The sequence below is a fragment of the Cognatishimia sp. F0-27 genome (assembly GCF_020667845.1).
Taxonomy (GTDB): domain Bacteria; phylum Pseudomonadota; class Alphaproteobacteria; order Rhodobacterales; family Rhodobacteraceae; genus JAFMPQ01.
The window spans coordinates 1-13,625 of the sequence record NZ_JAFMPQ010000062.1; the positions used below are offsets into that span (position 1 = coordinate 1).

8 protein-coding genes are annotated in these 13,625 nt (G+C 67.3%); all 8 read right to left on the reverse strand.

Annotation, left to right across the window (positions count from 1 at the left end):
* Positions 1-234 precede the first annotated feature (234 nt).
* The 8 genes from J1C49_RS20815 to J1C49_RS20850 all read right to left on the reverse strand — a co-directional run bounded on the left by J1C49_RS20815 (position 235) and on the right by J1C49_RS20850 (position 13,239).
* The gene (locus J1C49_RS20815) at positions 235-1,215 is read right to left on the reverse strand and encodes an SIS domain-containing protein (RefSeq protein WP_227447761.1); all 981 of its coding nucleotides are present in this window, start codon (positions 1,213-1,215) and stop codon (positions 235-237) included.
* 164 nt (positions 1,216-1,379) lie between these two features.
* Entirely contained in the window at positions 1,380-2,282 is a 903-nt protein-coding gene (gene rfbA / locus J1C49_RS20820) for a glucose-1-phosphate thymidylyltransferase RfbA (protein WP_227447762.1), read from the reverse strand.
* A gap of 79 nt (positions 2,283-2,361) precedes the next feature.
* Positions 2,362-3,249: a dTDP-4-dehydrorhamnose reductase gene (gene rfbD / locus J1C49_RS20825; protein WP_227447763.1), complete on the reverse strand. Its 888-nt coding sequence runs from the start codon at positions 3,247-3,249 to the stop codon at positions 2,362-2,364.
* Positions 3,246-4,334, reverse strand: a complete 1,089-nt coding sequence (gene rfbB / locus J1C49_RS20830; protein ID WP_227447764.1) for a dTDP-glucose 4,6-dehydratase — start codon at positions 4,332-4,334, stop codon at positions 3,246-3,248. The genes rfbD and rfbB overlap by 4 nt, the downstream gene beginning before the upstream one ends.
* Positions 4,335-4,617: 283 nt before the next feature.
* Entirely contained in the window at positions 4,618-5,184 is a 567-nt protein-coding gene (gene rfbC, locus J1C49_RS20835) for a dTDP-4-dehydrorhamnose 3,5-epimerase (protein ID WP_227447765.1), read from the reverse strand.
* 192 nt (positions 5,185-5,376) lie between these two features.
* Entirely contained in the window at positions 5,377-7,332 is a 1,956-nt protein-coding gene (locus J1C49_RS20840; RefSeq protein ID WP_227447766.1) for a calcium-binding protein, read from the reverse strand.
* Between the two features lie 475 nt (positions 7,333-7,807).
* The gene (locus J1C49_RS20845; protein ID WP_227447767.1) at positions 7,808-10,900 is read right to left on the reverse strand and encodes a calcium-binding protein; all 3,093 of its coding nucleotides are present in this window, start codon (positions 10,898-10,900) and stop codon (positions 7,808-7,810) included.
* A 320-nt stretch (positions 10,901-11,220) separates the two neighbouring features.
* Positions 11,221-13,239 carry a calcium-binding protein gene (locus J1C49_RS20850; RefSeq protein ID WP_227447768.1) on the reverse strand — a complete coding sequence of 673 codons (2,019 nt, stop codon included), beginning with the start codon at positions 13,237-13,239 and terminating at the stop codon, positions 11,221-11,223.
* Between the last annotated feature and the right edge of the window lie 386 nt (positions 13,240-13,625).

Sequence of the window (13,625 nt, forward strand, 5' to 3'; positions counted from 1 at the left end):
TGGGGGTGAGCAATACCGGCGCGATCCTCGACGAGGTGAGCTTCGTGTAAGGGGCCCGGCAGCGTCTGAGGCGTTTGCGGAGCAGGATAAGCAATACCCCCCCGCGCGCGGTTGTCCCCGTGATATCGGGCAGCGTGCCGGGGGGATGTCCTTGGCGGAGGGCCATGCGGGCAAGACCACCCATCTGCCGGGCCATCCGGCGCGGCGGCGCGGGGGGCGCCTGCCTGTCCGGGATCAGGCAACCCCTGCGCGCAGGCAATCGTGGATGTGCAGCACCCCCACCGGGCGGCGCGCGGCATCGACCACGATCAGCACCGAGATCGCCCGGTCGTTCATCTCCGCAAGCGCCGCGGCCGCCAGCGTGTCCGGCGCCACGGTCACCGGGTCCGGCGTGGCGATGGCCCCGGCCGTGCGGGTCAGAAGCCCGTCCATATGACGCCGCAGGTCGCCATCGGTGACGATCCCCGCAAGCCGCCCGTCGGCCGCGGTGACCGCCACGATGCCGAAGCCCTTGGCCGACATCACCACCAGCGCCTCGCTCATCTCGGTTGCCTCGCTCACCAGCGGCAGGCTGTCGGCCCCGTGCATCAGCTCGTCGACCCGGCGCATGCGTGCGCCCAGCTTGCCGCCAGGGTGGAAGCCCCGGAAATCCTCCGCCCGGAAACCGCGCGCCTCCATCAACGCCACCGCCAGCGCATCGCCAAGCGCCAGCGCCATGGTGGTCGAGGTGGTTGGCGCCATGCCGTTCGGGCAGGCCTCGGGCGCGGGCGGCAGGGTCAGCCTGTAGGTCGCGGCGCGCATCAACGTGCTGTCGGCCCGGCTCGACATGCCGATCACCGGGATCGAGAAGCGCGCGCAATAGGCCAGGATATCGCCGAGCTCCGCCGTCTCGCCGGAATTTGACAGCAGCAGACAGAGATCCCCTTCGGAGATCATGCCAAGGTCGCCATGGCTCGCCTCGGCGGGGTGGACAAAATAGGCCGGCGTGCCCGTCGAGGCGAAAGTGGCGGCGATCTTGCGCGCGATATGGCCGGATTTGCCGATGCCGGAGACCACAACGCGCCCGCCTGCGGCCAGAAGCGCGGCGGCGGCGGCATCGAAATCTGCGGGGACCGCCCCGGCAAGCGTTTCCAGTGCCGCGGCTTCAAGGCGCAAGACCCGTGTTGCCACCGCGGAGAGATTGGCCTGGGGCAGGGAATCGGAAGGGGAGGACATGGCAGGGCTTTCGGCGTTGGTCGGGGGGGCGCGGGTGCAGGCGGTTTCGCGGGCAAACTCCGCCATCCACCGGGAAATGGCAACGCCCGGGACGCGGCGCGCCATGGCGAGGATGGGCGGGTCAGCTCGAAAACGGGATAAAATCCCGTCAGCGGAAATATGGCCTATGCGGACGGCAGAAGCCCGCGCAGATAGCGCCCATAGGCGGTCTTGGAAAAGAGCGCCGCCCGCTCCGCCAGCTGCGCGTCGTCGATCCAGCCCCGCCCATGGGCGATTTCCTCGGGACAGCCGGTCTGCAGCCCCTGCCGGTCCTGCAGGGTGCGCACGAAATTGCCCGCCTCCAGAAGCGAGGCATGGGTGCCGGTGTCGAGCCAGGCATAGCCGCGGCCCATGCGCTGCACATCGAGCGTGCCTTCGGCGAGATACATCTCCAGCAGGGCGGTGATCTCGAGCTCGCCACGCGGCGAGGGCTTCACCTGTGCCGCGCGCGCCGGGGCGGTGCCGTCAAGCATGTAAAGCCCGGTCACGGCGTAGTTCGAGGGCGGATTCTCCGGCTTCTCGATGATCTGCGTCACCTGGCCCGCGGAGTCGAACCCCACCACGCCGTAGCGCCCGGGATCGGCCACCCGGTAGCCAAAGACCGTGCCGCCGGTCTCCCGCGCATCCGCCGCCGCCAGAAGCTCGGGCAGGCCGTGGCCAAAGAAGATGTTGTCGCCCAGAACCATGGTCGAGGGCCGCCCGTCGAGGAAATCCTGCGCCAGAAGATAGGCCTGCGCCAGCCCGTCCGGCGAGGGCTGCGTCAGCCATGTGATCGACAGGCCGAACTGGCTGCCATCGCCCAGAAGGGCGGTGAACTGTGCCGCGTCATGCGGTGTGGTGATGATCGCGATCTCGCGGATGCCGGCCAGCATCAGCACCGAGAGCGGGTAATAGATCATCGGCTTGTCATAGATCGGCAGGAGCTGCTTGGAGACCCCCATGGTGATCGGGTAGAGCCGCGTGCCCGAGCCACCCGCAAGGATGATGCCGCGCCGGTTGGACGCGGAAGGCGCTTTGGTCGGTGTCATGCGGGCGGTCTCCTCGTATCGGGTCGTCTTGTGCAAGGGCGGGCCCGGTTGCGGGGCGTCCTCGGGTTGCGGGGGCATGTCAGGCCGGGTCCCGGTCCGGGGGGGCGGCCAGCGTGGCCAACACCGCGTCGAGACCGGCCTGCCAATCGGGCTGCGCGATGCCGTGATCGCGGGCAAGCGTGGTGCCATCAAGGCGCGAATTGGCCGGTCTTCGGGCCGGTGTCGGGTAATCGGTGCTTGGGATGTCGGTCACGGTGACCGGTTTGCCGGCCCGCGCAAAGATCGCACGGGCAAAATCGGCCCAGCTCACCGCAGGTTGGCCCGCGAAATGGTAGGTGCCGGAGGGCCCGCCGGTCCGCAGCGAAGCCCCAAGCGCCCAAAGCGCCCTTGCGATGTCGCGCGCGGGCGTCGGCCCGCCGATCTGGTCGGCGACGACGCTGAGCGTGTCGCGGCTTTCGGACAGGCGCAGCATGGTCTTGACGAAATTGCTGCCATGGGCGGAGAACACCCACGACGTGCGCAGGATCGCATGCGGTCCACCGGCGGCGCGCACCGCTTCCTCGCCTTCCCACTTGGTCCGGCCATAAACGCCCAGAGGGGCGGCACGGTCCGACGGGTGCCAGGCTTGCGTGCCGGTGCCGTCAAAGACGTAATCGGTGGAGACATGGCAAAAGGGGATGCCGCGGGTGGCACAGATTTCCGCCATGGCGGCGGGGGCCTCGGCGTTGATCAGCGTGGCTTCGCGGGGCTCCTCCTCGGCGCGGTCCACGGCGGTGTAGGCGGCGGCGTTGATCACCAGATCGGGCGCGTGGGTGGCGATGGCCTCGGCACAGATCTCGGGCAGGGCAAGGTCCGCATCGGCGCGGCTGAGTGCCGTGAGCGCGACATGGTCCGGCCTGGTCAGGGCCAGCTCACGCGCGACCTGACCGGTGGTGCCGAAGACGAGAGTTTTGAGGGGGGACGTCATCGCCGGACCTCGCGGCCCGTCTCTGCCCCGCCCGTCCCGGTGCCAAGCCGTGTCCCCACCCCGTCGCGGGCCTGCAGCGCCTGCCACCAGGCGCGATTGTCGAGATACCAGTCAACGGTTTTCGCCAACCCCTCCTCGACGGTCACCGAGGGACGCCAGCCGAGCTCGGTGCGGATGCGCGTGGGGTCGATCGCGTAGCGCGCGTCATGGCCGGGCCGGTCGGTGACATAGGTGATGAGATCGGCATAGGCGCCCGTCTTGCGCGGGTGTTTGGCGTCGAGCAGCGCGCAGATCGTCCTGACCAGTTCGAGATTGGAGCGCTCGTTCTCGCCACCGATGGCGTAGCTGCGCCCGGTCTCGCCCCTTTGCAGCACGGTGAGCAGCGCGTCGGCGTGATCCTCCACATAGAGCCAGTCGCGCACGTTCGATCCATCGCCATAGATCGGGATCGGCTTGCCCGCGAGCGCATTGAGGATCACCACGGGGATGAGTTTTTCCGGGAAGTGATAGGGGCCGTAATTGTTCGAGCAGTTGCTCAGCACAACCGGCAGCCCGTAGGTGTGATACCAGGCCATCACCAGGTGATCGGAGCTGGCCTTGGAGGCCGAATAGGGCGAGCGCGGATCATAGGGCGTGTCCTCGGTGAACTGCCCGCCCCCCTCGGCGGCCGGGGCAAGCGAGCCGAAAACCTCGTCGGTGGAGATGTGGTGAAACCGGAAGCTGTCCGGACTGCCTTGGTTGATCCAGTAGGCCCGGGCCGCTTCGAGCAGGTGAAACGTGCCCATCACGTTGGTCTCGATGAAGGTGCCCGGCCCGTCGATGGAGCGGTCCACATGGGATTCCGCGGCCAGGTGCATCACCGCATCGGGCCTGTGGGCCGCAAGGATCCGGTCGAGCGCCGCGCGATCGCGAATATCGGCTTTCTCGAAAGCGTAACCGGGATGCTCCGCGACACTGGCCACGTTGTCGAGACAGGCGGCATAGGTCAGCGCGTCGAGATTGACCACATCGTGGCCCGCGGCAATGGCCTGGCGCACCACGGCCGATCCGATGAACCCGGCGCCGCCGGTGACGAGGATCTTCATGGCAGGGCCTTTCGTACTGGGAAGAACGCGGATCCGGCATCCGGCCGGTCTTGCAGGGGCGAGGGATCAGGCCGGGTCATGCCGGACGGATGGGACACGGGCCCGGGGCCGGACTGTTTCGCCAGGGGCGGGCGGTGTGACAGCGCGGGGCCGGACTGTTTCGCCAGGGGCCGGCGTCGGGACGACGTGGGGTCTGCGCCTTGCCCTCCCCGGAGGTTCGCCGGGGCATGCAGGGAATGCGGCGCCCGCTCCGAAACGGTCCGGAGGACTGGGGAGACCTGTCTCATGCGGGGGTGTCCCAGCGGAAGGGATTGGCGAGATCCTTCAGGCGCGGGGCCGCGGCATCCTTGTCGCTCAACACGGGAGCACCTTCGAGACCCCAGTCGATGGCAAGATCGGGATCGTCCCAGGCCACGGCGCCATCGCAGTCCGGCGCGTAGTAATCGGTGCATTTGTAGACAATTTCGGTCTCCGGCTCACGGGTGACGAAGCCATGCAGGAACCCTGCGGGGATCATCAGCTGGCGCCCGTTTTCGGCCGACAGTTCAACCCCGACCCACTGGCCGTAGGTGGGCGAGCCGCGGCGGATATCCACGGCGACGTCAAAGAGCCGCCCGCGCCCGCAGCGCACAAGCTTGGCCTGCGCATGGGGCGGCGACTGGAAATGCAGCCCGCGCAGCGTGCCGGTCCTGGCAGAGAGCGAATGATTGTCCTGCACGAAGCCGTAATCGAGCCCGGCCTCGGCCATGCGCGCCGCGTTCCAGCTTTCGGAAAAGAAGCCCCGCGCATCCCCGAAACGCTGTGGCGTGAGGATCACCACGCCGTCGAGCCGAGTGGTTTCTATCTGCATGGCGCGTCCCTGTCCGTTTCTCGTCAACCTCGTGCAAGGGCTTAACGGGGCCGCGTCGAATTGCAAGAGCAGCCGCATGCGCGGAGCCCTGGCCGCTGCGTTTGCGCAGCGCGCCACCGGGACCGGGGGGCCGGGGCCCGTCCCGGGCCGGGGCCCCCGCGCCGGGCAGGCCGGGAGCAAGGGCGCGCTGGCCTAGAAGAAGCTCACATCGTCGCGCAGGGCCGTGACGGAGATCCCCCCCTCGAAGGTCAGCGTGTTGCCCGATCCGAAATCGAGCACCACCTGCCCGGCCGCATCGAGCCGGGCAAAATCGCGCAGATCGGCGGCACCGGGATCCGCCCCGCGCAACAGGTCCGCCGAGATCCGGACCGCATCGATGGCATTCTGGAAATCCACGACCACATCTGCCCCGGCGGTGAACACGAAGGTATCCGCTCCGAGCCCCCCCTGCAGACGGTCATTGCCCGCGCCGCCATCGAGGCGGTCATTGCCCGCATTGCCCAGAAGCGTATCGGCCCCCGCCCCACCGGTCAGACGGTCGAACCCGTTGCCGCCTTCAAGCCGGTCACTGCCGGACCCGCCCTCCAGCGTGTCGGCCCCGAAGCCGCCTTGCAGAAGGTCGTTGCCCGTCCCGCCATCGAGGCGGTCATTGCCGTTATTGCCCTGAAGCGTGTCGTGGCCCGCGCCGCCAAGCAGCGTATCGAACCCGTCGCGCGCCCGCAGGAAATCGGCATCGCCATCGCCCGAGAGGCTGTCGAACCCCACGCCGCCTTCGAGCGTGTCGGCCCCGGCGCCACCGGTCACCGTGTCGTTGCCCGCATTGCCATGCAGCAGGTCGGCGCCATCGCCGCCTGAAAGGCTGTCGAACCCGTCCGCGCCGCGCAGGGTGTCGCGGCCGGCACCGCCCTGCAACAGATCGCGCCCGGATCCGCCCGCCAGATCGTCATTGCCTGCCAGGCCGGCCAGCGTGTCGTTGCCGGACCCGCCCGCCAGCGTATCGTTGCCCGCCCCGCCCGAGATCCTGTCCGGACCCGCGCTGCCGGTGTCGCGCAAGGGACCATCGGGCGCATTTCCGCCCCCCTCCGAGGCACCGCTGCCGCCCCCGCTCCCGGCGCCATCGCTGACCAGCGTATCGGGCGCCATGATCTGGTCGCTGAACTGTATCCGTTCGATACCGATCAGCCGGTCGGTCCCCTCGGCGGAGCGGATCTCCACCCCGCCGGTGATCATGCGCACCGTCGCGGTCGCGCGCGGCGCGCCGATGATGGCGAGATCCGTCCCGGCACCCCCGGTCAGCGTGTCATCCCCGGCCCCGCCGATCAGGGTGTCATTGCCGCCATCCCCGTGCAGCGCATTGGCGCGCCCGTCCCCGACCAACCGGTCATTCCCGCCCGCCCCGGACAGCGTGGTCAGCGCGCCGCCAACCTCCAGATCGTCCCCGAAGCCGGAGCCCGCAAACGCCTCGACATCCACGATCAGGCTGCTGTTTCCGGCGCTGTCACGCACGCGCCCATCGGCATCCAGCGTCAGCGCCGTGGCGCTCAAGCCGCCATCCACCGTGTCCCGGCCGCTGCCCCCGAACAGCAGGTCATCGCCGGGCGAGAGCACGATCACGTCATGGCCCGCCGCACCGGCCAGCGTGTCGTTGCTGCGATAGCCATTGACGATGTCGGCGCCCGGCGCACCGGTATAGACCATGCCGAACACCCCGTCCGCCGGCAGCAGCAGGTCGAAAAATGCCGCATGGCTGAGCCAGGAGACCTCCTCCCGCGCGGTCCCGTCCGGCATCGGCCGGGACAGGGGGCTCACCGTGCCCGCCGAGGAGATCAGGCTTTGCGCCGGAACCGGATCGGACAGGATCAGGAAACCCGCCAGCGGCGCTGTGGTCGGGTCCGCCATGCTGCGGGCGCTGACCGCGTAAAGCTCTATCTGGGTGACCGTTCCGCGCAGCCCGGCGGCGCCGCCCGACGCAAGCCCCTCCCCCCGCAGAACCAGCGTATACCCCTGCCCGCCATGGGTGAAATCCGTGGCGTAGAGCGCGCCGGGCGTCAGCGCGCGGTAATCGTCCGGCGCGGTCAGCCCGAGCACCACGAGCGCTTCGAGCGACAGGCCGCTGGATGGGGTCAGAAATGCATTGCCGATGGCCATCGCACGGCCTCCTTCTGGAACGGGCAGGCGCGCCACCCCCGCAGGGCGCAGCGCCGTGATGTGCCAAGGGGCCTAACGACATAATCTCAAAAACCGATAAACGACGCCGCAAAAGAGTGCAGGCCTCCGACCGGCATCTTCCTTGTACTTGCCACAAAAGGATCGCGCCGGGGGGGGGGGCGCGCGGACAGCCCGAACCGCGCCCCGGTCCGGGGGAGTGTTCCGGGTGGGGTTCCGGAAACGCCCGGGGCGTTGTCCGGAAAAGAGGCCCCCCGCACGCTGCCTGAAATCAGGGGATTTCAACGCGCCCGGGGGAGTGTTCTGCTTGGAGTTCCGGAAACGCCCGGGGCGTTGTCCGGAAAAGAGGCCCCCCGCACGCTGCCTGAAATCAGGGGATTTCAACGCGCCCGGGGGGAGTGTTCTGCTTGGGGTTCCGGAAACGCCCGAAGCGTGGTCCGGATCGTGCGGGATTGCCTTACACGAAGGTCACCTCGTCGAGGATTGCACCGGTATTGCCGACCCCCACAAAGGTCAGCGTGTTGCCATTCCCGAAATCGAGCAGCAGGTTGCCATCCCCATCGAGCCGCGAATAGCCGCGCAGATCGTCCGGCACCGGCATCGTCTCGAGCAGCAGATCCGCCTCGATCTGGATCGCATCGATGTTGTTCTGGAAATCGGCGATCCGGTCCGCCCCGGCCGAATAGACAAACGTATCCGCCCCGATCCCGCCAAGCAGCGTGTCGTTGCCGGAGCCGCCGTCGATGGTGTCATTGCCGAAATTGCCCTGCACCAGATCGTCACCGCCGCCGCCATCGAGCACATCGAACCCGTTGGCCCCAAGCAGCGTGTCATTGCCCAGGCCGCCAAGCATGTCATCGGCGCCGAGCCCGCCCTCGACACGGTCATCGCCGTCGCCGCCATCGAGCTGGTCATTGCCGTTATTGCCCTGAAGCGTGTCGTTGCCGGTGCCGCCAAGCAGCGTGTCGAACCCGTCGCGGGCGCGCAGAAGATCGTCATCCGCGTCACCGACCAGCAGGTCGAACCCGAGACCGCCTTCCAGCGTGTCATTGCCCGCGCCCCCGTTGGCGGTGTCATTGCCGAAATTGCCCACGAGGCTGTCATCGCCATCGCCGCCCGACAGGCTGTCGAACCCGTTGGAGCCAATGACCGTATCGTTGCCGGAGCCGCCATCGAGCACGTCGAAGCCAAAGCCGCCATTGATCACGTCCGCGCCGCCAAGGCCCTCGACCGTATCGTTGTTGCCCGCACCGCTCAGCGTATCGTCCCCGGAGCCGCCGACGAGGCTGTCGGGCTGTGACGTGCCGGTTTCGACAACCGGCGGATCGGAGGGGATCAGCGCATCCGCCGCGCGCACCCCATCGGTGAAGGCGACCTCTTCGATCCCGACCAGCGTGTCGGTGCCATCCGCCGAGGTGACGCGATACCCGTCCTGCGTCTCTTCGATCGTGGCATCGGCAAAGGCAACGCCGATCACCGCGCGGTCATTGCCATCCCCGCCCTCGAGATAGTCATTGCCAAGCCCCCCCGTCAGCGTGTCATCGCCGTCATAGCCCCGGAAGCGCATCCCCGTGGTCAGCCCCGCCGCCGAGAGCGTGTCGGCAAAATCGGTGGCGCGGATCTCGGCGACATTGATCAGCGTGTCGGTATCGCCGAACGTGTCGCGCACGGTGCCCTGGGCCATGTTGGCCACGATCCCCACCATGCCACCGCCGTAATCGACCTCGTAATTGTAGTTCACCGTGTTCGGCCCGGTGCCCGCATCGATCGTGTCATTGCCATCGAGACCGGCAAAGCCTTCCCAGTAATCGCCATTGCTCCCGGTGATGCGGTCATCATCCGCCGAGCCTTCGAAATAATGGATGAAGCTGAACGTGTCATTCACCCGCCCGTCGCCGCTGACGGCGGTGCCGGTGCCATCCGGGCCGGAGGTGATGGTCATGCCGGCCACACCATCCAGATCGCCATAGCTCAGATCGGCCCCCTCCCCGGTGGCGAAATGGGCCTGGTGGCCGATAATCGTGTTCTGGCCCAGACCGGGGCGGATGTAGTCGCCAAAGCCCTGCGTGGCCGCGTCGCCCCCCGAGGCATCCAGCCGGTCATTGCCATCCCCGCCCCGCAGATTGTCGCGACCGTTCCCGCCCTCGAGCGTGTCGTCGCCGTTCTCCCCGCGCAGTTCGTCGTCGCCGTCGCCGCCTTCAAGCGTGTCATTGTCGTCACCGCCGTAAAGCTGGTCATCGCCGCCGCGCCCCACGAGGCTGTCATTGCCCGCGCGCGCCGACAGGATCTCGTCATCCTCGTCGCCGCGGATCGTGTCATTGCCCGCGCGTGAGCCGCGGATGTATTCCACATTGATCAGCGTGTCGGTGAAGGCTTCGCCGTTCCAGGTGCCCATGGCCCGGTTCAGCGCCAGATCGACATCGATCGCCTCCACATCGCGCCGGTCATAGCGCACCCGGTCAATCCCGCCGGCGCCATCGACCGTGTCATTGCCCTGGCGGGTGATGAAGCTCTCCTCGCGATCCGAGCCCATGATGCTGTCGTTGAAATCGGTGGCGCGGATCTCCAGCCGCCCGTCGCCGCCGAGAATGTTGATCTGGTCGCGCCCGCCGGTGCCGTCATTGCTGATGACGCCGGTGCCCAGATCCGCCACCAGACCGGTATTCGGGCCATCGTTGGACCAGTTGAAGCTCAGCCGGATCGTCTCGTTGAGCGTCAGGTTATAGGTGTCGTTGCCCTCGTAGCCGTTGAGATCCATCCAGCCATTGTCGGCCTGCACCGCGTTGAACGTGTCGTTGCCGGTCGATCCCGCAAGGCCCAGCCCGTCGGCTTCCAGCGCCACGATCGGATCGAGCAGGGTCGTCGTGCCGTTCGGCGTCACCACCGACGCGGTATTGGCCGGGCCGTTGACGGTGACGGTCACCGGCTCGCCGAGATCCTCGAATTCGGAGAAGAAATAGCCGGTGTCATCCAGCCCGCCGAGATTGATCGTGTCATTGCCCGGCGAGCCGTCGTGATCGGCACCGGCCGCCCCCACGACGAACAGGTCGTTGCCGGCCGCCCCCTGCAGATTGTCGAAGAAATTCGACCCGAACAGGGTGATGGGCTGGGTGACCTCATCGCCGAAGACCTGGATGAAATCCTCGAAGTCGAACCCCGCCTGCGCGCCGCGCGCATCGACATTGATCGGACCGGCGCTGTTGAACAGCGTGGCCAGCGCGCTGAAATCACCGGCATCCTCGATATCGAGCAGCGCGATCAGGAAATCGGTGAAGGACCAGGCGATATTCGTGACCCGGCCCTGTTCGACCCCGTTTTGCTCAAAGATCAGCGTGTTGAGCGTGCCGCCCGCCGGGTTGCCGTCATTGCTGACGATCAGGTTTGTGCCCTGCCCGGTGACAACAAACCCGTTCGAGAAGTTCTCGACCACAACCTCGCTGCGCGCAACGTTGCGCGGGCTGGTCACTTCGATGTCGTCAAGCGTTCCCTGGCTGTCGAAAAAGCCTTCCTGAAAGAAATAGGGGTTGGTGCCGGTATAAATGATATCCATGACAAGAAGGCCTTCCGGAGTGTTGCCTGCGCCCAGGGCAGGCTGTCGATACAATCAAGGGGCGCAAGCCCCGGCTCAATATCGCCATCAAAACAAGGCTGCGGAGGTGGCGCAAGGTCTTTCGACCGGGTGCTCCGGGGCGCGCCCATGCGCTGTCTGTCCGGGCAGGCCGCGCCATGGCGGCCTGCCGGATCCGTTTCCCGGACCAAGGGTTTCCCGGTCTGGTCCGGGGCCGGGAATTCGGGCCTGCCCTGGCCCTGATCCCGTGGCCGGGCGGCGGGCGATGACGCGGCCCGCGCGATCCGGGGGCAGGGGTGGGCCTAGATGAAGATCACATCGTCGAGAATGGCGCCGGTGTTGTTCACCCCGTTGAAGGTCAGCGTGTTGCCATCGCCGAAATTCAGCTGCAGATCGCCATCGCCGGTCAGCCGCGCATAGCCGCGCAGGTCTTCGGGCACCGGCATCGCCTCGTCCAGAAGGCTGGCGGCAATCTGGATCGCGTCGATGTTGTTCTGGAAATCCACGATCCGGTCGGCCCCGGCGGTATAGACGAAGGTATCCGCCCCGACCCCGCCGCGCATCGCGTCGTTGCCCTCATTGCCCCGCATCGTGTCGTTGCCGGAATTGCCCTCGAGCCGGTCATCGCCGTCGCCGCCGATCAACAGATCGAACCCGTTGGCGCCCAGCAGCGTGTCATTGCCCAGACCACCCGCCATGGTGTCGGCGCCGAGCCCGCCTTCGAGCCGGTCATTGCCCGCGTCGCCCTGCAGGTTGTCATTGCCGTTGTTGCCCTGCAGCGTGTCATCGCCCGCGCCGCCCTCGAGCGTGTCGAACCCGTCGCGCGCCTGCAGGAAATCATTGCCATCGTCGCCGGCCATGGCGTCAAAGCCCAAGCCGCCTTCGAGCCTGTCGTTGCCCGCACCGCCCAGCATGAAGTCATTGCCGAAATTGCCCTGTAAGAGATCGGCGCCATCATTGCCGCGCAGCGTGTCGAACCCGTTCGAGCCCACAAGCGTGTCATTGCCCGCGCCGCCCGCCACATCGTCGAACCCCGCGCCCGCGTCGATCGTATCGTTGCCGCCCTCGCCGCGCAGCGTGTCATTGCCGCCGCGCCCGGTGATCGTGTCATCCCCGGCGCCGCCGGTCAGCGCGTTGGGCCGCCCGTCTCCGTTCAGGACCTCGCCCGGCGTGGACAGCACATAGGTCTGGCCAAAGATGTCCTGCCCGCTGGGGCCGCTGCTGGTGCCCTCCCAGCTGACAAGGATCTCGCCGTTCTCGAGCTGGACGATCTCGGGCTCGCCGAGAAAGGTGACCCCATTGTTGGGAATGACATCCGATGGCCCGAGCGGCCGGCTGTTGTCGTCATAGCTGCGCACGGCGATGCCCGAGGGCGCGCCCGCGCGGACATATTCATAGGCCACCGCATAGCCGCCCCCGTCCAGCGCCGTGATCGCGGGGCCGCCCGCGCCCGCCGGGACCAACTCGTCGGAGACGAAGTTCTCGAACCCCACGAGCCGCCCCTCGGGTGTGATCTGGGCCGCGCGCACAACGTTCTCCACGTCCGATTCCGACAGGAAGGCCACCGCCACGTCGCCATTGTCGAGCGCTGTGATGACCGGCTCGGTCTGATCGCCGCGCAGCGTGCGGTTGACGAAAAACTCCCGCCCCGGCGCGCCCGCCGCATCGAAGAACCGCACCAGGATCTCGTTTTCCTGGCCCTGCTGGTTGAAGCTCTGCCAGGTCACCGCAAAGCCGCCATCGGGCAGGGCGGTCACATCGGGGTTCTGCTGCGCGGCGGTGGTAAAGACGTTGACGGTCTGCGGCGCGACAATGGTGCGGTTCTCGGTCGAGCGCACCACCACCTGCACATCGCCCAGCTGCTCGTAGGCATAGACAAAATTGCCATTGCTCAGGACCGCCACCGCCGGGTCGGTCTCGGCCACGCCAAACTCCCCGGTGACGAAATTGGCCCCGATCCCGGCCTCGCCCTGCGGGGTCAGATACTGGCCAAAGATCCCTTCGGCGTCATGCGGCGGACCCTGTTGGCTGTCGAAGACAAACAGCGCCGAGCCATCCGCAAGGCCGGCGATATCGGTGGGCAGATCGGCGGTAAACAGGTTGTCGGGCATGAACACCCGCTCCACCCCCATGCCAACCGGCGTGCCATCGGCATCGAAGCTGCGCGCGTTGATCTCTGCCTCGGTAAAGCCAAAGCCCGTGACCGCCCGCCAGACCGCGGCAAAGCCGCCCCCCGCAAGGGCCGTGGTGGAATGCTGGGTGGCATCAAGCGGGCCACCTTCGATGGAAAAGATCGGGCTGCTGGCAGACAGAACGGGCATGAGAATGCTCCTTGGCACAAAGGAAAATCGGGGAAACCGCAAACACCGGGAAAACCACAAACGTCAAAATCGTCTCCAAGCTTAGAGCGGAATATCAAACCTGTGAACAGAATTTGCGCCCCGCAGCCCGGAGCAAGGGCCAAATCCACGCCCGGGCGCAAAGGCGCGCGCCCCGGCCACCGATGCGCCCGGCCACCGACCCGACCGGGGTTTTGGTCTTCTTCTTGGTAAAAATACCCCCCCCCCGGCACGCTGCCCGATATCACGGGGACAACCGCGCGCAGGGGGGGCATTGCTTATCCTGCTCCGCAAACGCCTCAGACGCTGCCGGGCCCCTTACACGAAGCTCACCTCGTCGAGGATCGCGCCGGTATTGCTCACCCCCA